Genomic DNA, 25164 nt, shown 5'->3' with positions numbered 1-25164 from the left:
AACCTTTTCGGCATGGCCGAGCTCTGACCCACTCACATGTCCTTCGCGCCCCTGCTCCGCCTCGTCTCCATGCTGCTGGTCGCCCTGGCCCTGTCGCCATCGGGTGCCTTCGCGCAACTGGCCACGGGTTCGGCGCAGGTGGTCACCGAACGCGTGCGCGCCGAGCTGCTGGCCCACGCGCCCGAGGGCGTGGCGCCCGGCAAGCCGGTGTGGCTGGGGCTGCAGCTCGCCCACCAGCCCGAGTGGCACACCTACTGGAAGAACTCCGGCGACTCGGGCCTGCCCACCACGCTGGAATGGACGCTGCCCCCTGGCGTGGTGGCCGGCGACATCGCCTGGCCGGTGCCGAAGAAGATCCCCATCGGCAACCTGGCCAACTACGGCTACGAAGGCACCGTGCTCCTGCCGGTGCCGCTGACGATCACGCCCGAGTTCAGGCCGCCGCTGCTCGGTGGCAACCTGGACGTGAAACTCAAGGCCCAGTGGCTGGTGTGCAAGAAGGAGTGCATCCCCGAGGAGGGCGAGTTCGCGCTCAAGCTGCCGGTGCAGGGCTCCACCGGGCTGCACGGCGCAAACTTCCAGGCCGCCTTCGACGCCCAGCCCCAGGCGCTGCCCACCTCAGGCTCCGCGCGGGTCGAGGGGCAGACGCTCAAGCTCGAAGTCCCGGGCCTGCCCGCCGCCGCGCGGGGCCAGTCGTTGGAAGCCTTTCCGGAAACGCCCGGCGTCATCGAAACGGCGGCGGCCTGGCGGCAAGGCTGGCGCGGCGAGACGTGGACGGCCGAGATCCCGCTGGCGACGCACCTCGGCGCCACGCCCGCGCAGCTGCCTGTCGTGCTGGCCTCGGGCGACAAGGCCTGGCGCGTGGACTTGCCGGTGGCCGGCACCTGGCCGGCGGCGAGCGCGGCGGCAGCGGTGTCGCCCGGACTGGAGCAGGCCCTGCGCGCCAATGCCGCGGCGGCCGCCGTGCCCGCAGGCGGCGCGAACCTGTCGCTGTGGGCGGCCCTGCTCGGCGCCCTGGTGGGCGGCCTCATCCTCAACCTCATGCCCTGCGTGTTTCCGGTGCTCGCGGTCAAGCTCGTGGGCTTCACCCGCCACGGACTGGACCGGCGCGCCCGCCGCGTTGGCGGCCTCGCCTATGCGGCCGGCGTGGTGCTGTCCTTCCTCGCGCTCGGCGCTCTGATGCTGGCGCTGCGGGCGGCGGGCGAGCAGCTCGGCTGGGGCTTCCAGCTGCAGTCGCCCTGGGTGGTGGCCGGCCTGGCGGCGCTGTTCACGCTGATCGGCCTGAACCTCGCGGGCGTGTTCGAGTTCGGCGCGTTGCTGCCCTCGCGCGTGAGCAGCTTCCAGCTGCGCCACCCCGTCGCCGATGCCTTCCTCTCCGGCATGCTGGCCGTGGCCATCGCCTCGCCCTGCACCGCGCCCTTCATGGGGGCCTCGCTGGGCTTCGCGGTCGCCATGCCGCCCGCGCAGGCGCTGCTGGTCTTCGCGGCCCTGGGCCTGGGCATGGCGCTGCCCTACCTCCTCGCAAGCTGGGTGCCGGCCACGGCGCGGCTGCTGCCGCGGCCGGGTGCGTGGATGGACACCTTCCGCAAGCTCATGGCCTTTCCCATGTTCGCCACCGTGGCCTGGCTGGTGTGGGTTCTGGGGCGGCAAAGCGGCGTGGACGGCGCGGGCGCCCTGCTCGCCCTGCTGGTGGCACTGAGCCTCGTGACCTGGACCTTGACACTGGCGGGCCGCACGCGCGTGGTGCTGGCAAGCCTGGGCCTGGCCGCATTCGGGCTGCTGGCCTGGGTGGCGGCGCCGCAGCTGGCCAGCCCCGCGCCGGATGCGCCGGCCCTGGCGGCCGACGGTCGCTGGGAGCCGTGGTCGGCCGAGCGCGTGGCCACCCTGGTGGCGCAGGACCGCCCGGTGTTCGTCGACTTCACCGCGGCTTGGTGCGTGACCTGCCAGTACAACAAGCAGACCACGCTGGCGAATCGCGAGGTGCTGGCCGACTTCGAAGCCAGGCGCGTGAGCCTGCTGCGCGCCGACTGGACGCGGCGCGACCCGGCCATCACGCAGGCGCTGTCCGACCTGGGCCGAAGCGGCGTGCCCGTGTACGTCCTGTACGCCAAGGGGCGCGCGCCCGTGGTCCTGTCGGAGATCCTGTCCACCAACGAGCTGCGCGCGGCCCTCGCGGCGCTCTGAAGCGAGGGGGCCGCTCTCAGCGGCCCTCGCGCCCCATCCAGAAGTACAGCCCCGGCACCGCCACGCCCTGCTCCTCGCGCACCGGCGCGCGCCAGCAGGCGCGGGTGGCGAAGCCATGCCGGGCGGCGATCTCGGAGACCGAAGCCTGCGAATGGGCGTAGCGCATGCTCGCCTGCAGCAGCAGGGGCTCGCCCTCGCTCTCCTCGACCGTGAAGCCGAGCAGGGCGCCGGGCGCGAGCGCGCGGGCCAGCGCCTCGAACACCGGCTCCAGCGCCCCGAGGTAGATGAACACGTCGGCCGCGACGGCCAGGTCCCAGGCCGGCGAAGTCGAGGAGAGCCAGTCCACGATGTCCTGCTGGTGCAGCTCCTGGTAGAGGCCGCGCGCACGCGCACGCGCCAGCATGCGCGCCGACAGGTCCACGCCGCACAGGTGTTCGGCCAGGGGCGCCAGCCAGGGGGCGCACAGGCCGGTGCCGCAGCCGAGGTCGAGCGCACGCCCGAAACGCAGCTTCTGCTCGCGCAGCGGCTGCGTCAGCCGTTCCGGCACGCTGTAGTGAAGAGTGCCCACGAGGTGCTCGTCGAAGCGGTCCGCATAGCCATCGAACAGGGCGGCGACATAGCCGGGGGGCGGCGAGGCCGGCGCCTGCGGGCTGCCGCGCAGCGCCGCGACCGAGTAGCGGTGCATCTCGGCATCGCTGCCCAGCGCGATGGCCCGCTCCAGCGCCTCGATGGCCTCGGCCGGGCGGCCCAGCGTCTTGAGCAGCTCGCCCCGCAGGCCCCAGCCGCGGCCGTAGTCGGGCGCCAGTTCGAGCACGCGCTCGATGTCCTGCAGGGCCTCGTGCGGCCGGTCCATCTCCGCGCGCGCCATGGCCCGGTGCGCCCGCGCCTCCACGTTCTGCGGCTCCTGCGCCAGGGCTTCGTCCAGCACCGGGATCGCCTCGTCGAAGCGCCCGCGCCGCACGCGGACCACGCCCAGGTTGGTGAGAATGGAGGGCCGCCCCGGCGCCAGCGCCAGCGCGGCTTCGAAACGGGTCTGCGCGGTCTCCAGCCGTCCGGCCTCGAATTCCGCCACGCCCTCCATGAAGAAGGTCCGGGCCTGGTCCTGTGCGCTGCGCATGCGGGTCTCCTTGGACGCGGATCATAGTGAGCGCCCTGCGACAATCCCGGCCCATGACCGCACCCCTGCGCAACGACACTTTCCTGCGTGCCTGCCTGCGCCAGGCCACCGACCACACGCCGGTGTGGCTGATGCGCCAGGCCGGACGCTACCTGCCCGAGTACCGCGCCACCCGCGCGCGGGCCGGCAGCTTCATGGGCCTGGCCACCAACGTGGACTACGCCACCGAAGTCACCCTGCAACCGCTGGAGCGCTTCCCGCTGGATGCCGCCATCCTGTTCTCCGACATCCTCACGGTGCCGGACGCCATGGGCCTGGGCCTGAGCTTCGCCGAGGGAGAGGGCCCACGCTTCGCCTCGCCGGTACGCGACGAGGCCGCGGTCGCGGCGCTCTCGGTGCCGGACCTGGACAAGCTGCGCTACGTCTTCGACGCCGTCACGTCCATCCGCCGCGCCCTGGACGGGCGCGTGCCGCTGATCGGCTTTTCCGGCAGTCCCTGGACGCTGGCCTGCTACATGGTCGAAGGCGGCGGCTCGGACGACTACCGCCGCGTCAAGACCCTGATGTACAGCCGCCCGGACCTGATGCACCGCATCCTCGCGGTCAATGCCGAGGCGGTGACCGGCTACCTCAACGCCCAGATCGAGGCCGGTGCGCAGGCCGTCATGGTGTTCGACAGCTGGGGCGGCGTGCTGGCCGACGGCGCCTTCCAGGCCTTCAGCCTCGCCTACACCGCGCGCGTGCTCTCAGGCCTGAAGCGTTCGCACGACGGCCAGACCATCCCGCGCATCGTCTTCACCAAGGGCGGCGGCCTCTGGCTGCAGGAAATGGGGCAGCTCGACTGCGAGGTGCTCGGCCTGGACTGGACCGTGAACCTCGGCCGCGCCCGTGAAGCGGTCGGCGCGCACAAGGCGCTGCAGGGCAACCTGGACCCCACCGTGCTGTTCGCTGCGCCCGAGCAGGTCCGTGCCGAGGCGCGGCGCGTGCTGGACAGCTTCGGCCGGCCGCACCAGGGGACGGGCCAGGGGCCCACGCACATCTTCAACCTTGGCCACGGCATCAACCAGCACACGCCCGCCGACAACGTGGTGGCCCTGGTGGACGAGGTGCATGCCTATTCCCGGCAGCAGCGCGGCTGAACCGTGCCCGTCGTCATCAGGGGTTTCCCGAGTAGCCTGGCGACTGCGAAGCGCGCCGGACCTTGACTTATGCACAAAAACGAGCCAGCGGGTGCCCAAAAAAGTCCGCTGGACGCTGGCCCACGTTCTATCGGGAGAATGCACGCAAGTGCTTGATTTTGAAGGAAATCGCCGCCCTGCTCGTTTTGTGTGCATTCCAGCGGTCCGCCCGTCGCGACGGCCCGCGTCACGGTTGAGCTACCAACTTTCAACAAAGTTATCCACAGGATCGTGGGACGAGTGGGAAACCCGTTGAGATTCAATCACTTGCAAGCAAATGCTTCGAAACGGCTGAGGTTCGGCAGCTCGTGAGCGCGTCGAACGGTCACCGCGTCCGTGTCGTCGTCGCCACCCCGGCGCACAGCGGTCTTCGCGGCCCCCTGAGCTACGAGAGTGAGCGAGCGCTTCCACCGGGCGCCTTGCTGCGCGTCCCTCTGGGCAAACGAGAGGTGCTGGGCGTTGTGTGGGATGCCGAGCCCGATGACGATGCGGGCGCCGGATTCACGGCCCGCCCGGTAGCCGCCTGCCTGGACGAAATTGCACCACTGCCCGCGGCCTGGTGCCAGCTGGTGGACTTCACCGCGAACTACTACCAGCGTGGCGTGGGCGAAGTGGCCCTGGCGGCCTTGCCCCCGCAGCTTCGCGATTTGGACGGCACGCAGCTCGCCCGGCGCCTGAAGAAGGTCGCCACAGGCCACCCCGCGGTCCGGGGCGCGGACGTGGGCCCGCCGCCCAGCCCGGAGCAACAGGGGGCGCTGGACCGCATCGCGGCAGGCGACGGACCGTTCCTCCTCTTCGGCGCGACGGGGAGCGGCAAGACCGAGGTGTACCTGCGCGCCGCCGAGCGCGTGCTGGCCCGGGACCCGGCCGCGCAGGCCCTGGTGCTGGTCCCCGAGATCAACCTCACCCCGCAGCTGCTCGCACGCTTCGTCGATCGCTTCGGCGCCGCGCACGTGGTCGCCATGCACAGCGGCCTCACGCCCGCGCAACGCCTTCGCAGCTGGCTGGCCGCCCACCATGGGCATGCGCGCATCGTGTTGGGCACGCGCATGGCCGTGTTCACCTCGCTGCCGCGCCTGGGCCTGATCGTCGTGGACGAGGAGCACGACCCCAGCTACAAGCAGCAGGAAGGCGCGCGCTACTCCGCGCGCGACCTGGCGGTGCTTCGCGGCCGCCTGGAGACCGTGCCGGTGGTGCTCGGGTCCGCCACGCCCTCACTGGAGAGCTGGCAGGCCTGCGAGAGCGGGCGCTACCAGCGGCTGGAGATGCCCTCGCGCATCGGTGCCGGCGCACTGCCGCGCGTGCGGCTCGTGGACATGAACCAGCAGCCACGCAAGACCCTGCTCGCGCCGGCGCTGCTGGAGGCCATCGGCGAGCGCATCGCGCGCGGGGAGCAGTCGCTCATCTTCCTGAACCGCCGAGGCTACGCCCCGGTGCTCGCCTGCACCGCCTGCGACTGGAAGAGCGACTGCCCGCACTGCAGCGCCTTCCGCGTCTTCCACAAGGCCGACCGCACGCTGCGCTGCCACCACTGCGGCTACACCGAGCGCGTGCCCCGCGCCTGCCCGGGCTGCGGCAACGTGGACATTGCACCGCTCGGGCGCGGCACCGAGCAGCTGGAGGAACACCTGTCGGAACTGCTGTCACAGCAGCTGCGGCCAGGGCCGGATGGCCAGTCGAGGCCGGTGCGCGTGGCGCGCATGGACGCCGACACCACGCGCGCCAAGGGGGCCCTGGAGGCGCAACTCGCCCAGGTGCATGCCGGCGAGGTGGACGTGCTGGTGGGCACGCAGATGGTCACCAAGGGACACGACTTCCGGCGCATCACCCTGGTGGCGGCCGTCAATCCCGACACGGCCCTGTACTCCAGCGACTTCCGCGCGCCCGAGCGCCTGTTCGCCCTGCTGATGCAGGCCGCCGGGCGCGCCGGCCGCGATGCCGCGCACGCCGACGCGAGCCAGATGTGGGTGCAGACCTGGAACCCTGGCCATCCCCTTTTCACCGCACTGCGGCGACACGACTACCCCGGCTTCGCCGCCAGCCAGCTGCGCGAGCGGCGCGAAGCCGGCATGCCGCCCTTCGTCTTCCAGGCCCTGGTGCGCGCCGAAGCCCGCACGCAGGAGGCGGCGCAGGCCTTCCTGAAGGCGGCGCGGGAAGGCGGGGAAGGCCTGGATGCAACGGGGCAGGTGATGCTGTACTCGGCCGTTCCCATGTCGCTGCAGCGGGTCGCGAACGTCGAGCGGGCGCAGCTGCTGGTGGAGAGCGCCTCGCGCCCCGCGCTGCAACACTTCCTCGCGGCGTGGCAGCCCGTGCTGCAGGCGCTGCGCACGCCGGGTGTGCTGCGCTGGGCGGTGGACGTGGACCCGCTGGCGGTGTGAGGCCCGCGCGGTCCGACGCCTTCAGCCCTCGCCGCGCAGGCGCAGGGCTGTCTCGTACAGGGCATTGCGCGGCGCGCCGCTCGCCTGCGCCGCGATCCGCACCGCCGTCTTGAGCGGCAGCTCCGCCAGCAGAAGTGCCAGCAGCTCCTCGCCCGGCGCGGCCGCCTGCGCCTCGGCCCAGGGGTGCAGGACGAGCGCGAACTCGCCGCGCAGGCGCTGCGCATCGGCGGCCAGCCAGCCGCGCAAGTCCTTGCACGCCAGGGTCTCGACCTGCTCGAACTGCTTGGTGAGCTCGCGGCCGACGGTGAGCGGCCGCTGGTCGAGCACCTCCAGGGCCTCGGCCAGCTCGGCGATGCGGTGCGGCGCCTCCAGCAGCACCACCGCGCGCGATTCCTGCGCCAGCGCCTGCACCGCCGTGGCCCGTTCGCCCGCCTTGCTCGGAAGAAAGCCCCGGAACACGAAGCCGGAAGATTCGCCCCAGGCACCGGCGACGCTCAGCACCGTGGTCACGCTGCTCGCACCCGGCAGGGGAATCACGCGATGTCCGCTCGCGCGCACGGCGGCCACCAGGCGCGCGCCGGGGTCGCTCACCGCGGGGGTGCCGGCGTCGCTGACATAGGCCACGCGCTCGCCCGCGGCCAGCCGTCGCAGCAGCTGCTGCGCCGCCTCCGCCTCGTTGTGCTGGTGCAGCGGAATCAGCCCGCCGGCGGCCCGCTCGACGCCGAGGGACCGCAGCAGGCCCTGCGTGTGGCGCGTGTCCTCGCAGGCGATGGCGTCCACCAGCGCGAGCACGTGCAAGGCGCGCAGGCTGATGTCGGCGAGATTGCCGATGGGCGTGGCCACGACGTACAGCGCGCCCTGGGGATAATCCTGCGCGCCGGCCGCCGCGCGCGCGGCCCCGCGGGCCATGTCGAAGGAAGCGCTCAATGAAACTCCCGGAAAGATGGACCCTCAGCACGCGGCAGCGGGGAGACGCGGCGGAGGACCGCGCCCTCGCGCACCTGCAGGCGGCGGGGCTGCGGCTGGTAGCGCGCAATTATCGGACGCCCGGCCGCGGGGGCGGCGAGATCGACCTGATCCTGCGCCAGCCCGACGGCACCCTGGTGTTCGTGGAGGTGCGCCAGCGGCTCGCCACGGCCTTCGGTGGCGCCGCGGCCAGCGTGGGGGCGGTCAAGCAGCGGCGAATCGTGCGGGCCGCGCGCCACTACCTGATGCGACTGGGCGCGCCGCCACCGTGCCGCTTCGACGTGGTGGCGCTCGACGGCGAGGAACTCACCTGGATTCGCGCCGCCTTCGACGCCGTCTGAGAAGCGGCGTTTATCATCGCCGGCCATGCTCGAACAACGCATCCAACAGCACTTCATCGACAGTGCCGACCTGAAGTACCAGGCGGCGCAGACGCTGACCGCGCCCATCGCCGCCGCCGTGCAGGCGGTGCTGGCCTGCGTGACCAGCGGCGGCAAGGTGCTGGCCTGCGGCAACGGCGGCTCGGCCGCCGACGCGCAGCACTTCGCGGCCGAGTTCGTCGGCCGCTTCGAACGCGAGCGGCCCGAGCTCGGCGCCATCGCGCTGACCACCGACACCTCCATCCTCACGGCGGTGGCCAACGACTATGACTTCACGCAGGTGTTCGCCAAGCAGGTGCGTGCGCTCGGGCAGCCCGGCGACGTGCTGCTGGCCCTGTCCACCAGCGGCAACTCCGCCAACGTGATGGCGGCCGTCGAGGCCGCGCACGAGCGCGAGATGACCGTGGTGGCGCTCACCGGGCGTGGCGGCGGGCGCATCGGCCAGGCCATGCGCGACACCGACGTCCACATCTGCGTCCCGCACGAGCGCACCGCCCGCATCCAGGAAGTGCACTTGCTTACCATTCACTGCCTCTGCGACGGCGTCGACGCCCAGTTGCTGGGCGACCAGGAAACCTCCGCATGAAGACCATCCGACGACTCACCCTGGCCACGCTCGCGGCCGCCGCACTGGCCGGTGCGCTGTCGGCTTGCGCGCCTCTCGTGCTTGGCGGCGCTGCCGTCGGCGCCCTCGTGGCCGTGGACCGCCGCACCTCGGGCGCGCAGCTGGAGGACCAGGGCATCGAGCTGCGCGCGGCCAACCAGCTGCAGGCCGCCTTCGGCCAGCGCGCCAATATCGCCGTGGACAGCTACAACCGCCAGGTGCTGCTCACCGGGCAGGTGCCCGACGAGGGCGTGCGCCAGACCGCCGAGGACATCGTCAGGCGGGTGGAGAACGTGCGCGGCGTGGTCAACGAGCTCGTCGTCGGCGCCCCCAGCACCTTCGGCCAGCGCTCCAACGACGCCATCCTCACCACCCGCGTGAAGGCGGCCCTGGTGGATGCCCGCGACCTGAGCGCCCCCGCGTTCAAGGTGGTGAGCGAACGCGGAACGGTCTACCTCATGGGCCGCGTGACGCAGCGCGAGGCCGAGCGCGCCACGCAGGTCGTGCGCAACGTGGGCGGCGTGCAGAAGGTGGTGCGCATGTTCGAGGTCCTCACCGACGACGAGCTGGCCCGCATCACCACCGTGCCCTCGCCGGCCAGCCGGTCGCGGTAAGAAAGTCAGACCTGCCGCTCGGGCAGGCGGACGGTCAAGGCATCCAGGCCGTCCGCCGCCATGAGCTGGCAGCTCAGGCGGCTGTTCTCGCGCCGCTCGGCCGCGACGAAGTCCAGCATGGCGAGTTCTTCGTCCCCGGGCGGAGGAAGCGCCTCGCCGCCCTGCTCCACATAGACGTGGCAGGTGCCGCAGCTGAGGCAGCCGCCGCATTCGGCCTCGATGCCGGCCACGTTCGCGTCAATGGCCGCGCGCATGACCGACTGGCCCGACGGCACCTCGGTCTCATGCACGAAGTCGCCCTGCGGCGACACAAAGCTCACGCGGGTCATGTTCAGCGCAGGCGCTTGATCAGGCTGGAAGTGTCCCAGCGCTTGCCGCCGAGGGCCTGCACGTCGGCGTAGAACTGGTCGACCAGGGCCGTGACCGGCAGGCGGGCGCCGTTGCGCCGCGCCTCCTCCAGCACCAGGCCGAGGTCCTTGCGCATCCAGTCCACCGCGAAGCCGAACTCGAACTGGTCCTGCACCATGGTCTTGCCACGGTTGTCCATCTGCCAGCTCTGGGCCGCGCCCTTGCCGATCACCTCCAGCACCTGCTGCATGTCCAGCCCGGCGCGCTGGCCGAAGGCGATGGCCTCGGACAGGCCCTGCACCAGGCCGGCGATGCAGATCTGGTTGACCATCTTGGTCAGCTGGCCGGCACCGCTCTCGCCCATGCGGGTGAAGGCGCGGGAAAAGGCCATCGCGACCGGCCGCGCCACGTCGAAGGCCGCGGCATCGCCGCCGCACATGACCGTGAGCTGCCCGTTCTGGGCACCGGCCTGGCCGCCCGAGACGGGCGCGTCGATGAACTGCACGCCCAGCTCCAGCGCCTTGGCGTGCAGTTCGCGCGCCACGTCGGCCGAGGCGGTGGTGTGGTCCACGAAGATGCTGCCGCGCTTCATGCCGGCGAGGGCCCCGTCCGGGCCGAGCACCACCGAGCGCAGGTCGTCGTCATTGCCGACGCAGCAGAAGACGATGTCGCAACCCGCGGCAGCCTCCCGGGGCGTGGGCGCGCTGCGGCCGCCGAACTCGCCCGTCCAGGCCGTGGCCTTGGCGGCACTGCGGTTGTAGACGGTGACCGCATGGCCGGCGCGGGCAAGGTGGCCGGCCATGGGCAAGCCCATCACACCCAGGCCGATGAAGGCGACGGGGCGGGCGGGAACGGATTCGTAGGGGCGGGCGTTGATGCTGCTCATGGCCCGCAAATCTATACGATCGCCAGGTGCTCCGTGCCGGCGGCGAGGTTCTGGGACTTGGCGCGCTGGCTGTTGAGCTTGATCTGCAGGCGCAGGTCGTTGACCGAATCGGCGTTGCGCAGCGCGTCTTCGTAGGTGATGAAGTTGCCTTCGAACATGTCGTAGAGCGCCTGGTCGAAGGTCTGCATGCCCAGGTTGCGGCTCTTCTTCATGATCTCCTTGATGGCGGCGACCTCGCCCTTGAACACCAGGTCGGAGATCAGCGGCGAGTTCAGCAGGATCTCGACCGCCGCCATGCGCCCCTTGCCGTCCTGGCGCGGGATGAGGCGCTGCGAGACCATGGCGCGCAGGTTCAGCGACAGGTCCATCAGCAGCTGCGAGCGGCGCTCCTCGGGGAAGAAGTTGATGATGCGGTCCAGCGCCTGGTTGGCGCTGTTGGCATGCAGCGTGGCCATGCACAGGTGGCCGGTCTCGGCGAAGGCGATGGCGTGCTCCATGGCCTCGCGGTCGCGGATCTCGCCCATGAGGATCACGTCGGGCGCCTGGCGCAGCGTGTTCTTGAGCGCCGCCTCCCAGCTGTCCGTATCCAGGCCGACTTCGCGCTGCGTGACCACGCAGTTCTTGTGCGGGTGCACGAACTCGACCGGGTCCTCCACCGTGATGATGTGGCCGAAGGAGTTCTCGTTGCGCCAGTCGATCATGGCCGCCAGGCTGGTGGACTTGCCAGAGCCCGTGGCGCCGACCAGCACGCACAGGCCGCGCTTGGCCATGGCGACATCCTTGAGCACCGGCGGCATGCCCAGGCCGTCGAGCGTGGGCAGCTGCTGCGGAATGACCCGCAGCACCATGCCGACCTTGCCCTGCTGGATGAAGGCGTTGACCCGGAAGCGCCCCACGCCGGCGGGCGAGATGGCGAAGTTGCACTCCTTGGTGCGCTCGAACTCGGCCGACTGGCGGTCGTTCATGATCGAGCGCGCCAGCGCCAGCGTGTGCGCGCCGGTGAGCGGCTGCGGCGACACCTTGGTGAGCTTGCCGTCCACCTTCATGGCGGGCGGGAAGTCGCTGGTGATGAACAGGTCGCTGCCGTTGCGGCTGATCATGAGCTTGAGCAGGTCGTTGATGAACTTGCTCGCCTGATCGCGTTCCATGCGGGGTCCCCCTCGTTTGTCTTGTCAGCCGCGCCGTCGCGTCGCGGACGGCGTGCTCAGCGCCCGCTCTCCGTCACGCGGGCGCTCACGGCGCGCAGGCGCAGGGAGAGCTTGCGCGCCAGCAGGCCGATCAGGCTCGCGGCCAGGCCCGGGTCGTTGGTCATCATCTCGTCCAGCGCCTGCGGGTCCATGACCGCGATCTCGCACTCGGTCAGCGTGATGCAGTGCGAAAAGCGCGAGCCGCTGTCCAGCAGCGACATCTCGCCCAGGATGTCGCCGGGGCGGGCCTCGGCCAGGCGCACGTGCTCGCCCCAGGGCTGCACCCGGTCGACCGCCACGCTGCCCGAGAGCAGCACCACCATGAAGTTGCTGTATTCGTCCTGGCGGATCACGTCGCGGTCGGGCGGCACGCTGGCGTACTCGAAGAACCGCTCCATGCGCTCCATGGCTTCAGGCGACAGGCGGCTCATGAACCGGTCCTTGCTCCAGAGGCTGCGCAGGAGCTTGCCCCCCTGGCTGGCGCCGATGCGGCGCGCGCCGATCTCCACCGCCCGCGCGTCCCATGGCACGAGCATCCCGGCGTCCAGGCCCTGCTCCATGAAGGCGGTGGAAAACATCAGCGAGTCGCCGCCGTCGGGCGTTCCGTTGCTCCGGCCGCCGCGCTTGAACAGGCCCAGGACGTTCTTCATGTGCAGGCTTTCTGTAGGGGGTTCAGGCGTTGAAGTTCTCGGGGATCTTGGCCTTGGCGCGCGCCTCGCCCGAGCTGATCAGGTTGCGCTTGACCAGGTCGGTGAGGCACTGGTCCAGGGTCTGCATGCCGTAGCTGTTGCCGGTCTGGATGGCCGAGTACATCTGGGCGACCTTGGCTTCGCGGATCAGGTTGCGGATGGCCGGCGTGCCGATCATGATCTCGTGCGCCGCCACCCGGCCGGAGCCGTCCTTGGTCTTGCACAGCGTCTGCGAGATCACGGCCTGCAGCGATTCGGACAGCATGGCCCGCACCATTTCTTTCTCCTCGGCCGGGAACACGTCGATGATGCGGTCGATGGTCTTGGCGGCGCTGGAGGTGTGCAGGGTGCCGAACACCAGGTGGCCGGTCTCGGCGGCGGTCATGGCCAGGCGGATGGTCTCCAGGTCGCGCATTTCGCCCACGAGGATGGCGTCCGGGTCTTCCCGCAGGGCCGAGCGCAGCGCATTGGCGAAGGACAAGGTCATGTTGCCGACCTCGCGCTGGTTCACCAGGCACTTCTTGGACTCGTGCACGAACTCGATCGGGTCCTCCACGGTGAGGATGTGGCCGTACTCGGTTTCGTTGAGGTAGTTGATCATCGCGGCCAGCGTGGTCGACTTGCCCGAGCCGGTGGGCCCGGTGACCAGCACCAGACCGCGCGGCTTGAGCGCCAGGTCGCCGAAGATCTTGGGGGCGTTGAGCTGCTCCAGCGTGAGGATCTTGGAGGGAATGGTGCGGAACACCGCCGCCGCGCCGCGCTGCTGGTTGAAGGCATTGACCCGGAAGCGCGCCAGCCCTTCAATCTCGAATGAAAAATCGCACTCGAGGAACTCTTCGTACTGCTTTCGCTGGCTGTCATTCATGATGTCGTACACCATGGCATGCACCTGCTTGTGCTCCAGCGGGTCGATGTTGATGCGCCGAACGTCGCCGTGCACGCGGATCATCGGTGGCAGACCGGCCGACAGGTGCAGGTCCGAGGCCTTGTTCTTCACGCTGAACGCCAGCAGCTGAGTAATATCCACGTTCTTTTTCCCGTAACGGTTCAGTTCGCCCGTTGGATTATGACCAGCATTGAAGACAAGCTCCAACGGGTGAGGCAGCGCATTTGCAGCGCCTGTGCGGCGGCGCAACGGGAACCGGACGAAGTCCTCCTCCTGGCGGTCTCCAAGACCGTGCCGGCGCAGGGCGTGGCCGCGGCGGCGGCCTGCGGCCAGCGCGCCTTCGGCGAGAACTACATCCAGGAAGGCGTGGACAAGCAGCGCCAGCTGGCCCACCTGGGCCTGGAGTGGCACTGCATCGGACCAATCCAGGGCAACAAGACGCGCCTGGTGGCCGAGCACTTCGACTGGGCGCACTCGGTCGACCGTCTCAAGATCGCGCAGCGCCTGTCGCAGCAGCGGCCGGCGGACCGCCCGCCGCTGAACGTGTGCATCCAGCTCGACGCCGAGGGCAGCGCCACGAAGGCGGGCGTGCCGCCGGCTGAAGCCCTCGTGCTGGCGCGCGAGGTGGTGCAGCTTCCCGGGCTGCGCTTGCGGGGGCTCATGCACATCCCGGAGCCGTCCAGCAGCTTCGACGCCCAGCTCGCGTCCCATCGCCGCGCCAGGGCGGTCTATGACGAGCTGCGCGCCGCCGGCCTTCCCCTGGACACCCTGTCCATGGGCATGAGCGACGACCTGGAAGCCGCCGTGGCGGCCGGCAGCACGATGGTGCGCGTCGGAACGGCCATCTTCGGCGCCCGCCCCAAGGCGGGCCCGGACCGCTGAAGCGCGCCTGCCACGCGTCGCCATGCCGGCCCTCCACACCATCCTCCTGCTCGTCGCCTCGAACGTCTTCATGACGATCGCCTGGTACGGGCACCTGAAGAACCTGGCCACCGCGCCCTGGTGGGTCGCGGCGCTGGTCAGCTGGTGCATCGCGCTGGCCGAGTACCTGCTTCAGGTCCCGGCCAATCGCATCGGCTACCAGCAGGCTGGTTTCAGCGTCGGGCAGCTCAAGATCATGCAGGAGGTCATCACGCTGTCGGTGTTCGTGCCGTTCGCGGTGATCTACCTCGGCGAGCCGCTCAAGCTCGACTACCTGTGGGCCGGGCTGTGCCTGGTCGGCGCGGTGTACTTCATCTTCCGCGCCGCCTGAGATCAGCCGGTACGGCGGCCCGGCGACGGTCGCGCCTCGCCGCCCGCCGCTTCCGGTGCCGCCCGTGGTTCGCGGCCGGGTTCCTGACCTGTTTCGCCCAAGTAGGCGTGTCCCTTCAGGAGGGTGCGCGCGGTGAGCTTGCGCCGCACCTTGCCACGGCCCATGTGGCCGTGGGAGTTCCATTCGGTGGCATCGCTGGCCCTGAACTTTTCGGTCATCGTTGTCGCTCCTTCGTTGTGGAGCGAGCCATGTTGGGCAAACGCGAGCTGCAGGCCAAGGGCGGGTTCCGCACGCCCTCCTGCGAATGCCTCGTACCGTGACAAAACCGGCGAATCGACACCCCGTGCGGTGGACGGGGCGTGGCGCGGCGTCCGACATGGTCCGGCTGCCGCAACCGACGCCCCCGCCATCGGCGCTCCTTTCAGACTCGGGTCCGGGTTTCAAGCGCTCGGTGGCGCATCAGGAGGAACCATGGCCTACAGCAGCATTCTCGGCGCCGACAAGGCGCCCACCCAGGCGAGCGGCCGCGACAGCGACGCCCTGGGTCCCAGCGACAACTCCGATTCCGGCAGTGACGCCATCGGCACCAGCGAACTGCACGCGGACAGCGACGCGAGCGGCACCGGCGAGCGCGGCTCCGTGTCCGGGGGTGAAGGCCGCGAGGGGGGCGACATCCTGCCCGACCACGTGGTGCGCGCCGAGCACGGCACGCCCGCCTTTCCCGAAGCCGACCCCGACAGCCAGGAGTTCACCGACCTCGACGCCGACAGCGACGAGGACAACCTGGACGACGAGGCCGACCGTTGAGCGCCGCGCCGGCGCGCGCGCACCCCGAGCCCTCACGGCGACAGCAGGTCGCCTCCACCCTGCGCGACGTCTTCGGCATCGAGCGGCTGCGCCCCGGCCAGCGCCTGGTGATCGAGCGCGTGCTGGACGGGCGCTCCACCCTCGCCGTGATGCCCACGGGCGCGGGCAAGTCGCTGTGCTACCAGGTTCCGGCGCTGCTCATGGAGGGACGCACGGTGGTCGTCTCGCCGCTCATCGCGCTCATGAAGGACCAGTGCGAGCACCTGCAGGCCGTGGGCATCCCGTCCGTGCAACTCAATAGCGCGCTGGACTCGGAGGAGGCGCGCAGCGCCCTGGCCGCCGCGCAGGACGGCAGTGCCCGGGTGGTCATGCTCACGCCCGAACGGCTCGCCGAGCCAGGTTTCGCTGAATCGCTCGCCGCGCATCCCACGGACCTGCTGGTGGTGGACGAGGCGCACTGCATCTCGGAGTGGGGCCACGACTTCCGACCGGCCTTCCTGGACATCGGCCCGGCCATCCGCCGCCTGGGCAAACCGGTGGTGCTGGCGCTCACCGCCACCGCGACCGATGCCGTGGCCCAGGACATCGCCCGGCAGCTGGGCATCGCGCCCGAGGATCGCATCCACACCGGTTCGTACCGGCCCAACCTGGCCCTGAAGGTGGAATCGGTCGGCCGCGAACGCGACAAGCTGGCGCGAACACTCGAACTGGTCGCAGCCAACACCGGCAGCGGACTGGTGTACACCGCCACGGTGAAAGCGGCCGAGGCGGTGTACGAGGCATTGGCCGGGGCCGGCGAGCGCGTGGGCCTCTATCACGGCAAGCTCGGCGCGGCGCAGCGCCGCGAGGCGCAGGACGCCTTCATGGCCGGCGAACACCGGGTGATGGTGGCCACCAATGCCTTCGGCCTGGGGATCGACAAGCCCGACATCCGCTTCGTGCTGCACTACCAGCTGCCCTCGGGCCTGGAGGCGTACTACCAGGAGGCGGGGCGCGCCGGCCGCGACGGGCAGGCGGCGCTGTGCAGCCTCCTCTTCCTGCGCAGCGACCGCGCCGTGCAGCAGTTCTTCCTGGCCGGGCGGTACCCGAGCGAAGAGGACGCGGCAGCACTGTACGCCGCGCTGCACGAGCCGCCGCAGGACGCTCCAGCCTGGACACTGGACCTGCTGCACGCCCGGCTGGCACGCCCGCGCAACAAGCTGCAGGTGACGCTGGGCCTGCTGCGCCGGCGCGGCATCGTGCGCGTCGACGCACAGGGGCAGGTACTGCTGCGCGACCGCGGGCTGGCCGAGGACGTGCTGCGCGAGCTGATGACGGCCTACCGCGACAAGCGCGAGCAGGACCGCCAGACGCTGGAGCGCATGGTCTTCTACGCCCAGACCGGCCAGTGCCGCTGGCGCCTGCTGCTGGAGCACCTCGAAGGCGAGAGCGAGATCGAGCACTGCGGCCATTGCGACAATTGCCTGCGCATCCGGCAGTTGCAGGAGCGCGAGGAGGAGGAGGACGCGCACCGGCAAACGCCCGCGGTGCCCGAGCCGCCGCCCGCGCGGCAGCCGATCTTCGCGCCCGGCGAGCTGGTGCAGGTGAAACGCTACGGCCGTGGCGAGGTGCGGCAGGCCAGCACGGCCGAGATCACGGTGGTGTTCGCCGACGGGAGCGTTCGCAGCTTCCAGCCCGACTTCGTGGCCCGGCCGCGTGCCGGCCGCAGCCGGGCCAGCGCCACTGGGTGAACCGCGCCGATCACCGAACCAGCGTGGAGGCGCCGAAGAGGCTGTGGATGAATTCCACCGCCAGTTCGGCCGTGCGATTGCGCACGTCCAGGGCGGGATTGATCTCCATCACGTCCAGCGAGCCGAGCCGGCCGGTGTCGGCGATCATCTCCATGCACAGCTGCATCTCGCGGTAGGTGGGTCCACCGCGCACGCCGGTGCCGACGCCTGGCGCGTCGGCCGGGTCCAGGCAGTCGAGGTCGAAGCTCACGTGCAGGTGCGTGTTCTCGTGCACGTCGTGCAGGGCCTCCGACATCGTGTTGCGCATGCCGTGCTCGTCGATGTGGCGCATGTCGAAGACCTGCAGGCCCAGGGTGTGGATGGCCTGTTTCTCCTCGGCATCGACACTGCGGATGCCGATGAAGTCGATGTCGCCGGCCCCCAGCGCCGCGCGCTCGCCACTCCATCCCACCAAGGGCGCCGGACCGTGCCCGAGCAGGCATGCGACGGGCATGCCGTGCAGGTTGCCGCTGGGGCTGATGGTCTCGGTGTTCACGTCCGTATGGGCGTCCAGCCAGATCACGCGCAGCTCGCGCCCCTGCCGGCGGCAGTGCCAGGCGATCGCGCTGATCGAGCCGATGGCCAGGCAATGGTCTCCGCCCATGAGCAGCGGCAGGTCCCCGCGCCCGAGCGCCTCGTCCACCGCGTCATAGACGAGCCGGTTCCAGGCGACCACCTCCGGCAGGTGGCGCAGCCCGTTGTGCGCCGTCTGGCCGGGGTTGGGAGGCCCGGCCAGGTTGCCGCGGTCGGTGACGCCATAGCCGCGCGAGCGCAGGACCTCCACCACGCCGGCGACCCGAAGTGCATCCGGCCCCATGCTGGCCCCGCGCACGCTCGCGCCGACGTCGGTCGGCGCACCGATGAGGGCGATGCTTCCCTTGCTGGTCATGCAGGCATTGTGCTGCGGGCCCCGCATTTCGTGGGGCCGGGCGCGGCACGCCGTTTGCCCCTGCTGCATCGACACCAACCCCAACCTGGAGCAGACCTGATGCTGGCAATGAACTACCGCGGCCCGTACCGCGTTCGCGCGGCGCAGAAAGCCGAACCCGACATCGAGCACCCCAACGATGCCATCGTGCGCGTCACGCGCACCTGCATCTGCGGCTCGGACCTGCACCTGTACCACGGCCTCGTGCCGGACACGCGCGTGGGCAGCACCTTCGGGCACGAATTCACCGGCGTGGTGGAGGAGGTCGGCTCGTCGGTGCAGAACCTCAAGAAGGGCGACCACGTCCTGGTGCCCTTCAACATCTTCTGCGGCACCTGCTTCTTCTGCCGCAAGGAGCTCTACTCCAACTGCCACAACACCAACCCGGGCTCGACCACCGTGGGCGGCGTCTACGGCTATTCGCACACCGCCGGCGGCTACGACGGCGGCCAGGCCGAGTACGTGCGCGTGCCGCTGGCCGACGTCGGCCCGACCGTCCTTCCCCAGGACCTCGACCTGGACGACGCCGTCCTGCTCACCGACGTGGTGCCCACCGGCTACCAGGCCGCTGAAATGGGCGACATCGACGAGGGCGACACCGTGGTGGTCTTCGGCGCCGGGCCGATCGGCCTCATGGCCGCGCGCTGCGCGTGGCTCTTCGGCGCCGGGCGCGTCATCGTGGTGGACCACGTCGAATACCGTCTCGCCTTCGCCCGTGATTTCGCGCACTGCGAGACGGTGGACTTCAAGGACGTGCGCGACATGGCCATGCACCTCAAGAAGATGACGGGCGACCTGGGGCCTGACGTGGCCATCGACGCCGTCGGCGCCGAGGCCGCGGGCAACGCCATGCAGCGCCTCTCGGGCGTGTCGCTCAAGCTGCAGGGCGGTTCCGCCACCGCGCTGCACTGGGCCGTCAACTCGGTGCGCAAGGGCGGCACGGTCTCGATCGTGGGCGTCTACGGGCCCACCTTCAACGCGGTGCCGATCGGCAATGCCCTGAACAAGGGGCTGACGATGCGGATGAACCAGGCAAGCGTCAAGCGCCACCTGCCGCGGCTGATCGAACACATCCAGGCAGGGCATATCCGACCGAGCGAGATCATCACCCACCGCCTGCCGCTGGAGGACGTGGCCGATGCCTACCACCTCTTCTCCAGCAAGCTGGACAACTGCATCAAGACCGTGCTGATCCCGCCCTCGGTCCGGGCGCATTGAAGGGGAACGCCATGGACACCACGCAGACGCCTTCGAGCCGCTACCACGCGCCGACCGTGGCCGAGCGCACCGACCCTGCCGAGCGACAGCAGCACGGAGACATGTCGCACATCCCCGGCTGGGGCGCGGACCTGGACCGCGCCATGCGGCCGGCGGTGCCCATGGAACGCACGCCGCCGCGCCTGGACAACGTGCACTGGGACTCGCCCGCGCACCAGCAGCCCCGCGTCGAGGTGCTGCATTCGATCGAGCGGCCGGGCCTCACCCCGGTGTTCGGCACCTCGGCGCCGCCCTCCGGCCTGAGCGGGCGGCTGCGCCACATGGCGTATCGCTGGAGCGAGAACGACCTGCGCCACTGGATGACGCTGCTCCTGGCCGACCGCATCAACGTCGGCGAAGGCCTGATCGACGACCTCGCGCACGGCCATGTGCCGAACGTGCTGGCGGAGATGGGCGCGCGCGCCGAGTGGAAGCACAACCGCGCGGGCTTCGTGCGCAAGGCGCTGGTGTTCTCGGCCCTGGTGGCGGCGACGGCCTATCTGTTGCGGGAGCGGCGCGATTGAGCGAGCGCGAGCGTCTCAGGCCGCCGTCACCAGCAGCAGCGCGGCCTCGACCCGCGCAAGTTCGGGGGTGAGGTCATGCAGGTGCACCGGGGGCTGCGGCGGGTGCTGCAGCATGCCGCCTTCGACCGCCTGCAGCACGACACGCGCATCCAGCAGGGCGTGCAGGATGAGCTTCAGTTCGGCGGCGGTGAACTGCGGCGAGACGACCGGGGTCATGGCAGCCAGTCTGCGCCCACGGCCCGGCACGTTGAATAGCCCCCTTGGGCCATTCTGGTGAGCAGCGGTAACGGAACCGGCTCAGCCGGCGAGGCGGCGCAACGTGAACGCCGACTTGCGCTGGCCCACCTGGGTCCCACGCGCATTGGCGATGGCCTCGGCCCGCCAGGGACGCAGTTCTTCGCGCTGGCGCGCGTCCAGCCAGCCGAGCTGGTCCAGCACCGCCACCGTCGCAGCCTGCACGGCGACCGGGCTGCCGTCGGCGATCTTCAGGGCAATGGCCTGGCCGCGGCTGCGGCTGGCCAGCGCCTGCACGCCGTCCGCGCCGCCCTTGCAGATCCAGTCGCCGCGGCCGGCCTGCATGAAGGCCAGGTCGGCGCGGCCGGTGCCGGAGACCAGTTCGGGGTGCCGCACCATGGCCCCGCCGAGCGCGGCGAAGCTGGCGCCGAACTCCGCATCCTGCGTGCCCAAGGCAAGGCGGGCATAGGCGCGCGCCAGGCGCGACAGGGGCATGGCCAGGTTGGGCGCGGAGCAGCCATCGGTCGCAGTCTTGAGCTGCTCGGCCGACAGGCCGGTGACTTGGGCCACGCCCCGGCGGATGGCAAGCTGCAAGGGGTGCCCAGGGGCCAGGTAATTCGCCGTCGGCTGGCCGTGCTGCACGCACCAGAGCAGAAAGCCGGCGTGCTTGCCGCTGCAGTTGTGGTGCCGCTCGTCGACCTGCTCGGGAGGCTGCGCGCCGGGCAGGGTCGCGAACATCGGCACATGGCAGCCGCACTGCAGGGCCTTCACGCCCAGGCCGGCCCGCTGCAGCAGCGTGTCCACCTGCGCCACGTGCATGGGCTCGCCGCTGTGGCTGGCACACAGCAGGGCCAGCTGCTCGCTGGCCAGCGAGAACTGGCGCGCGCCGCCCGATTCGAGCAGCGGCAAGGCCTGGAAAGGCTTGAGAGTGGAGCGGCTGAAGCTCAGCCAGTGCGGGTCGCCGGCACAGGCCAGCAGCTCACCGCGCGCATCGCAGACGGCGACGGCGCCATGGTGCAGGCACTCGAGCGTGCCGCCGCGATAGGTTTCGATGAGGGGAAGCAGGGCCGACATGCCGGCATTGTCGCCGGCTGGCGGGGCGGCCAACCCGACCGAGGGGCGGGGCGACTGGCCGGCTGCGAAGGAAGGAAAACGTTCAGCGACGGTGGCCGCCGCCAGGCGCGCCGGGCGGGCGGCGGTCCGGCAGGTGCCGGAACATGATGCGGCCCTTGTTGAGGTCGTAGGGCGACAGCTCCAGGGTGACGTCATCCCCCGCGATGATGCGGATGTGGTTCTTGCGCATCTTGCCGCCGCTGTACGCGACGAGCTCGTGCCCGTTCTCCAGGATGACGCGGTAGCGCGAGTCCGGCAGCACCTCGGCCACGCGCCCGCGCATTTCAATCAACTCTTCCTTGGCCATGACAACCTTTGCTTGCGTCCCGGCGTCCCGCCGCCGGGCCTCGAAGCTGCGCCCGGGGCACGGCTTCCAAACGATGTGAGATGAACGAGCCGCCGGCCTTGCCCCTACCACAGCGGCTCCCCCTGCCGGCCCAGGGAGGGCCGGAGCGCGAAACCTTCGCTCGAAGCGGGGATTGTAGGCAATTCGAGCCAGCAGCCCGCACTACTTCATCAGGGCGACGGCGGCTGAAAAGGAGAAGAAGGACGCGGCCGTGGTCAGCAGGATGATGCGGGCGATCCGGCCGGTGTCGGCGCCGTAGCGCTCGGCCAGCATGGCCACGTTGCTGGCGCTGGGCAGGGCGGCCACCAGCACCAGCACCCCGAGCGAGAAGGCATCCAGCGGCAGGCCCAGCCAGCGCGCGAGCGCGCCCACGCCCAGCACGAGCAGCGGATGCAGCAGGAGCTTGGCCAGCGCCACCGGCAGGAATTCACGCGCCTGTGGCGCCTGCCGCTCGGCTTCGGCCGCGAGCAGCTGCGAACGCGCCAGTACGGCACCAATGGTGAACAGCGCCACCGGCGAGGCCGCGTCCGCCAGCAGTTCGATCGTGCCCATGATGGGCGCCACCGGCCGCAGCGCGAGCGCCGAAGACAGGCCGCCCAGCAGGATGGCCCAGGGCAGCGGGTTGAGCGCCACGCCCTTGAGCGCCTTGCGCGCGGCCTCGGCGGCGCCGCGCTGGCCGGCACCGTCCAGGCGCGACAGCGCCACGCACACCGAGGTGGTGATGACCATGTCGATCAGGATCGTGGCGATGGTCGGGCCCGCGGCCGCCGCGCCGAGCAGCGCGATCAGCAGGGGCACGCCCATGAAGCCGGTGTTGGGGAATGCGGCGACCAGGGCGCCGAAGGCAGCGTCGTTCCAGACGAGGCCGCGTCCGCGGCTGAAACGCACCGTGATGGCCACCATCAGCAGGGCGCAGGGCAGCCAGACGGCGAGCACGGCCGGATCGAAAAGGCGCGCGATGGGCGTTTCCGCGCCGAAGCGATACAGCATGGCCGGCAGGGCGAAGTACAGCACGAAGCCGTTGAGGCCACCGATGGCCTCCAGCGGCAGCATGCGGCGGCGGGCCGCCACGTAGCCGCACAGGACGAGCGCGAAGAACGGGAAGGTGACCTGCAGGATGTCAAGCACCGCCGTATTGTCGGCGTAACTCAGCGGGACTCTTGCGCAGCGCGAGGAAAGGCGTCGCTATGATTCGCCGCTTTGCGCCGAACCGCTCCGTCTCCATGTCAGGCCTGAACCTCGCGCAGCAGGAAGCGGTCAACTACCTGCACGGTCCCTGCCTGGTGCTCGCCGGCGCCGGCTCCGGCAAGACCCGCGTCATCACCCACAAGATCGCGCGCCTCATCCAGGCGGGCCTTGCGGCCAAGCGCATCGCCGCCATCACCTTCACCAACAAGGCCGCCAGCGAAATGCGCGAGCGGGCCAAGGGCCTGATCGGGCGCGAGGCCAAGGACGTGGTGATCTGCACCTTCCACGCCCTGGGCGTTCGCCTGCTGCGCCAGGACGGCGCCTCGCTGGGCCTCAAACCCCAGTTCTCCATCCTGGACAGCGACGACGTGGTGTCCATCCTCAAGGATGCCGGCGGCACCACCGACGCGGCCACGGCGCGCCAGTGGCAGTGGGCCATCAGCCTGTGGAAGAACATGGGCCTGAACGCCGCCCAGGCCGAGGCGCAGGCCAAGGACGACAACGAGCGCGTCACCGCGCGCATCATGGCGCGCTACGAGGAGCGCCTGGCCGCCTTCCATAGCGTGGACTTCGACGACCTGATCGGCCTGCCGCTCAAGCTGCTGCGGGACCACGAGGACGTGCGCGCGAAATGGCAGCAGGCCATGGGCCACGTGCTGGTGGACGAGTACCAGGACACCAACGCCACGCAGTACGAACTGCTCAAGCTCATGGTGGGAGAGCGCGGGCGCTTCACGGCCGTGGGCGACGACGACCAGTCCATCTACGGCTGGCGCGGCGCCACGCTGGACAACCTGCGCAAGCTGCCGGTGGACTATCCGCAGCTCAAGGTCATCAAGCTGGAGCAGAACTACCGCTCCACCAGCGCCATCCTGCGCGCGGCCAACAACGTCATCCAGCCCAATCCCAAGCTCTTTCCCAAGACGCTCTTTTCCGAGCTGGGCGAGGGCGAGCCGGTGCGCGTGGTGGACTGCGACAACGAGGAGCACGAGGCCGAGCGCGCCGTCGCGAGGTTCCAGTCCATCCGCGCCGCCGGCGCGGGCAAGGACTGGAAGGATTTCGCCGTCCTCTATCGCGCCAACCACCAGGCGCGCGTGTTCGAGCAGGCGCTGCGCAAGGCACAGATCCCCTACAAGGTCTCGGGCGGCCAGAGCTTCTTCGACCGCGCCGAGATCCGCGACCTGTGCGCGTGGCTGCGCCTGTGGGTCAACAACGACGACGACCCCGCCTTCCTTCGCGCCGTGACCACGCCCAAGCGCGGCATCGGCCACCAGACGCTGGCGAGCCTGGGCACCTTCGCCAGCCAGTACAAGCTGAGCCTGTTCGAGTCGCTCTTCTCCTCGTCCCTCGGCTCGGTGCTCAACGCGCGCGCGGTGGGCAGCCTGCACGAGTTCGGCCGCTACGTGAACGACCTGGAGTACCGCGCCCGCCACACCGAAGGCGCGGAGGCGGCCCGGGCCTTCATCACCGACTGGCTCAAGGACATCGGCTACGAGAAGCACCTGTACGACAGCGAGGACAGCGAGAAGCTCGCCGCCTCGCGCTGGACCAACGTGCTGGAGTTCTGCGACTGGATGGCCAAGCGCTGCGGCGGCGAGATCGACGACGCGTCCGGCGCCAACATCGCCAGCGAGAAGAAGACGCTGCTGGAAGTGGCGCAGACCATCTCCCTGCTGTCCACCATCAGCGAGCGCGAGCAGGACCAGAACGTGGTCACGCTCTCCACCCTGCACGCCTCCAAGGGCCTGGAGTGGCCACACGTGGTGCTGGCCGGCTGCAACGAGGGCCTTCTGCCCTTCAAGCTCGATGACGACAACGGCAAGGCCGGCCAGGCCAACGAAGGCATCCTGCAGAAGCTGCAGGAGGAACGCCGCCTCATGTACGTGGGCATCACCCGCGCCCAGCGCTCGCTGGCCGTGAGCTGGGTCAAGCGGCGCAAGAAGGGCCGCGAAGTCGTGGCGGGGGTGCCGAGCCGCTTCATCGCCGAAATGGCCCTGGACAAGGCCACGGTCAAGGAAGACCCGCGCGAGAAGCTCAGGGCGCTGCGGGCGGAGTTCGCGGCGCGCAAGGCGCAGGCGGACGGGGCCGCGGCGGCCGGCGTCTGAAGCACGTCCGTAGACCGCGCCATGACCCGCATCCGCGTCGACAGGCGCCCGCTCTCCTACCGCGGCGCAGGCCTGCCGCGCGGGTACTTCTGCTCGGTGACGCCGCCCTGAGGGGCCGTCCGCCGCTGCCTCCCCTTCTTCCACAGAACGCCGCGCCGCCGCGGCGCCCGTTCCAGATTCCCCCAGGCCGCCCCCGGTGGGCCTGACCCTTGCTTTTCTTCTTT

General features: G+C 70.5%; 26 protein-coding genes. 13 read left to right on the top strand and 13 right to left on the bottom strand.

Translation table 11 applies throughout. The features are described from left to right. Positions 1–36 precede the first annotated feature (36 nt). Entirely contained in the window at positions 37–2184 is a 2148-nt protein-coding gene (locus tag EZ242_RS21740) for a protein-disulfide reductase DsbD family protein (RefSeq protein ID WP_135287301.1), read from the top strand. A gap of 16 nt (positions 2185–2200) precedes the next feature. Here EZ242_RS21740 and EZ242_RS21735 read toward each other — a convergent pair whose 3' ends face one another. After that, the gene (locus EZ242_RS21735; RefSeq protein WP_135287300.1) at positions 2201–3301 is read right to left on the bottom strand and encodes a tetratricopeptide repeat protein; all 1101 of its coding nucleotides are present in this window, start codon (positions 3299–3301) and stop codon (positions 2201–2203) included. Positions 3302–3354: 53 nt separating this feature from the next. On the opposite strand from EZ242_RS21735, the gene hemE reads away from it, so the two are divergent. Next, positions 3355–4440: a uroporphyrinogen decarboxylase gene (hemE, locus tag EZ242_RS21730; RefSeq protein WP_135287299.1), complete on the top strand. Its 1086-nt coding sequence runs from the start codon at positions 3355–3357 to the stop codon at positions 4438–4440. A 347-nt stretch (positions 4441–4787) separates the two neighbouring features. Beyond that, positions 4788–6857, top strand: coding sequence for a primosomal protein N' (locus EZ242_RS21725; protein ID WP_135287298.1), 2070 nt, complete (start codon positions 4788–4790; stop codon positions 6855–6857). Positions 6858–6878: 21 nt separating this feature from the next. Here EZ242_RS21725 and rsmI read toward each other — a convergent pair whose 3' ends face one another. Next, the gene (gene rsmI / locus EZ242_RS21720; RefSeq protein ID WP_240787199.1) at positions 6879–7784 is read right to left on the bottom strand and encodes a 16S rRNA (cytidine(1402)-2'-O)-methyltransferase; all 906 of its coding nucleotides are present in this window, start codon (positions 7782–7784) and stop codon (positions 6879–6881) included. On the opposite strand from rsmI, the gene EZ242_RS21715 reads away from it, so the two are divergent. From EZ242_RS21715 to EZ242_RS21705, 3 genes are read left to right on the top strand one after another with little or no spacing between them, the layout of a single operon-like run. Further along, complete coding sequence (locus EZ242_RS21715; RefSeq protein ID WP_135287297.1) at positions 7784–8164, top strand: YraN family protein; 381 nt, start codon at positions 7784–7786, stop codon at positions 8162–8164. The two genes, rsmI and EZ242_RS21715, sit on opposite strands and share 1 nt — an antisense overlap. Before the next feature lie 25 nt (positions 8165–8189). Next, positions 8190–8789 (top strand): phosphoheptose isomerase, encoded by a 600-nt coding sequence (locus tag EZ242_RS21710; protein ID WP_135287296.1) that lies wholly within the window; start codon positions 8190–8192, stop codon positions 8787–8789. Beyond that, positions 8786–9421, top strand: coding sequence for a BON domain-containing protein (locus tag EZ242_RS21705; protein WP_135287295.1), 636 nt, complete (start codon positions 8786–8788; stop codon positions 9419–9421). Before EZ242_RS21710 ends, EZ242_RS21705 begins: the two co-directional genes overlap by 4 nt. A gap of 5 nt (positions 9422–9426) precedes the next feature. Here EZ242_RS21705 and EZ242_RS21700 read toward each other — a convergent pair whose 3' ends face one another. The 5 genes from EZ242_RS21700 to EZ242_RS21680 are packed head-to-tail and all read right to left on the bottom strand — an operon-like array spanning position 9427 to position 13558. Beyond that, positions 9427–9750 carry a 2Fe-2S iron-sulfur cluster-binding protein gene (locus EZ242_RS21700; protein ID WP_135287294.1) on the bottom strand — a complete coding sequence of 108 codons (324 nt, stop codon included), beginning with the start codon at positions 9748–9750 and terminating at the stop codon, positions 9427–9429. A 2-nt stretch (positions 9751–9752) separates the two neighbouring features. After that, positions 9753–10655: an NAD(P)-dependent oxidoreductase gene (locus tag EZ242_RS21695; RefSeq protein WP_135287293.1), complete on the bottom strand. Its 903-nt coding sequence runs from the start codon at positions 10653–10655 to the stop codon at positions 9753–9755. 11 nt (positions 10656–10666) lie between these two features. Next, complete coding sequence (locus tag EZ242_RS21690) at positions 10667–11803, bottom strand: PilT/PilU family type 4a pilus ATPase (protein ID WP_135287292.1); 1137 nt, start codon at positions 11801–11803, stop codon at positions 10667–10669. 56 nt (positions 11804–11859) lie between these two features. After that, positions 11860–12492, bottom strand: a complete 633-nt coding sequence (locus tag EZ242_RS21685; RefSeq protein WP_135287291.1) for a Crp/Fnr family transcriptional regulator — start codon at positions 12490–12492, stop codon at positions 11860–11862. A 22-nt stretch (positions 12493–12514) separates the two neighbouring features. Further along, positions 12515–13558: a type IV pilus twitching motility protein PilT gene (locus EZ242_RS21680; protein ID WP_135287290.1), complete on the bottom strand. Its 1044-nt coding sequence runs from the start codon at positions 13556–13558 to the stop codon at positions 12515–12517. 39 nt (positions 13559–13597) lie between these two features. On the opposite strand from EZ242_RS21680, the gene EZ242_RS21675 reads away from it, so the two are divergent. Next, entirely contained in the window at positions 13598–14299 is a 702-nt protein-coding gene (locus tag EZ242_RS21675; RefSeq protein ID WP_135287289.1) for a YggS family pyridoxal phosphate-dependent enzyme, read from the top strand. A gap of 22 nt (positions 14300–14321) precedes the next feature. Then, complete coding sequence (locus tag EZ242_RS21670) at positions 14322–14669, top strand: DMT family protein (RefSeq protein WP_135287288.1); 348 nt, start codon at positions 14322–14324, stop codon at positions 14667–14669. 2 nt (positions 14670–14671) lie between these two features. Here EZ242_RS21670 and EZ242_RS21665 read toward each other — a convergent pair whose 3' ends face one another. Continuing rightward, complete coding sequence (locus EZ242_RS21665; protein WP_135287287.1) at positions 14672–14887, bottom strand: DUF2945 domain-containing protein; 216 nt, start codon at positions 14885–14887, stop codon at positions 14672–14674. A gap of 253 nt (positions 14888–15140) precedes the next feature. Between EZ242_RS21665 and EZ242_RS21660 the strand changes: the two genes are divergently transcribed. Then, positions 15141–15476 (top strand): hypothetical protein, encoded by a 336-nt coding sequence (locus EZ242_RS21660; protein WP_135287286.1) that lies wholly within the window; start codon positions 15141–15143, stop codon positions 15474–15476. After that, on the top strand, positions 15473–17206 hold the full coding sequence (locus EZ242_RS21655; RefSeq protein ID WP_135287285.1) for a RecQ family ATP-dependent DNA helicase: 1734 nt from the start codon (positions 15473–15475) through the stop codon (positions 17204–17206). The genes EZ242_RS21660 and EZ242_RS21655 overlap by 4 nt, the downstream gene beginning before the upstream one ends. Before the next feature lie 10 nt (positions 17207–17216). On the opposite strand, the gene rocF is transcribed toward EZ242_RS21655, so the two are convergent. Further along, positions 17217–18134 carry an arginase gene (gene rocF / locus EZ242_RS21650; protein ID WP_135287284.1) on the bottom strand — a complete coding sequence of 306 codons (918 nt, stop codon included), beginning with the start codon at positions 18132–18134 and terminating at the stop codon, positions 17217–17219. A gap of 99 nt (positions 18135–18233) precedes the next feature. Here rocF and EZ242_RS21645 point away from each other — a divergent pair, with 99 nt between their 5' ends. Both EZ242_RS21645 and EZ242_RS21640 read left to right on the top strand, forming a co-directional pair. Next, positions 18234–19391: a zinc-dependent alcohol dehydrogenase gene (locus EZ242_RS21645; protein ID WP_135287283.1), complete on the top strand. Its 1158-nt coding sequence runs from the start codon at positions 18234–18236 to the stop codon at positions 19389–19391. A gap of 11 nt (positions 19392–19402) precedes the next feature. Further along, the gene (locus EZ242_RS21640; protein WP_135287282.1) at positions 19403–19954 is read left to right on the top strand and encodes a hypothetical protein; all 552 of its coding nucleotides are present in this window, start codon (positions 19403–19405) and stop codon (positions 19952–19954) included. A gap of 15 nt (positions 19955–19969) precedes the next feature. Here the strand turns inward: EZ242_RS21640 and EZ242_RS21635 are convergent, their stop codons facing one another. The 4 genes from EZ242_RS21635 to EZ242_RS21620 all read right to left on the bottom strand — a co-directional run bounded on the left by EZ242_RS21635 (position 19970) and on the right by EZ242_RS21620 (position 22775). Next, positions 19970–20170, bottom strand: coding sequence for a hypothetical protein (locus EZ242_RS21635; protein ID WP_135287281.1), 201 nt, complete (start codon positions 20168–20170; stop codon positions 19970–19972). A gap of 81 nt (positions 20171–20251) precedes the next feature. Beyond that, the gene (locus tag EZ242_RS21630) at positions 20252–21262 is read right to left on the bottom strand and encodes an asparaginase (protein ID WP_135287280.1); all 1011 of its coding nucleotides are present in this window, start codon (positions 21260–21262) and stop codon (positions 20252–20254) included. Between the two features lie 82 nt (positions 21263–21344). Next, positions 21345–21608, bottom strand: coding sequence for a translation initiation factor IF-1 (infA, locus tag EZ242_RS21625; protein ID WP_135287279.1), 264 nt, complete (start codon positions 21606–21608; stop codon positions 21345–21347). Positions 21609–21809: 201 nt separating this feature from the next. Beyond that, positions 21810–22775: an AEC family transporter gene (locus tag EZ242_RS21620; RefSeq protein WP_135287278.1), complete on the bottom strand. Its 966-nt coding sequence runs from the start codon at positions 22773–22775 to the stop codon at positions 21810–21812. 95 nt (positions 22776–22870) lie between these two features. Here EZ242_RS21620 and EZ242_RS21615 point away from each other — a divergent pair, with 95 nt between their 5' ends. Beyond that, positions 22871–24940, top strand: a complete 2070-nt coding sequence (locus EZ242_RS21615; protein WP_135287277.1) for an ATP-dependent helicase — start codon at positions 22871–22873, stop codon at positions 24938–24940. Positions 24941–25164 lie beyond the last annotated feature (224 nt).

Origin of the sequence: Ramlibacter rhizophilus (assembly GCF_004681965.1) — a bacterium.
Taxonomy (GTDB): Bacteria; Pseudomonadota; Gammaproteobacteria; order Burkholderiales; family Burkholderiaceae_C; genus Ramlibacter; species Ramlibacter rhizophilus.
The sequence above is the reverse complement of the archived record's forward strand: the minus strand, read 5'-3'. Positions and strand labels throughout refer to the sequence as shown.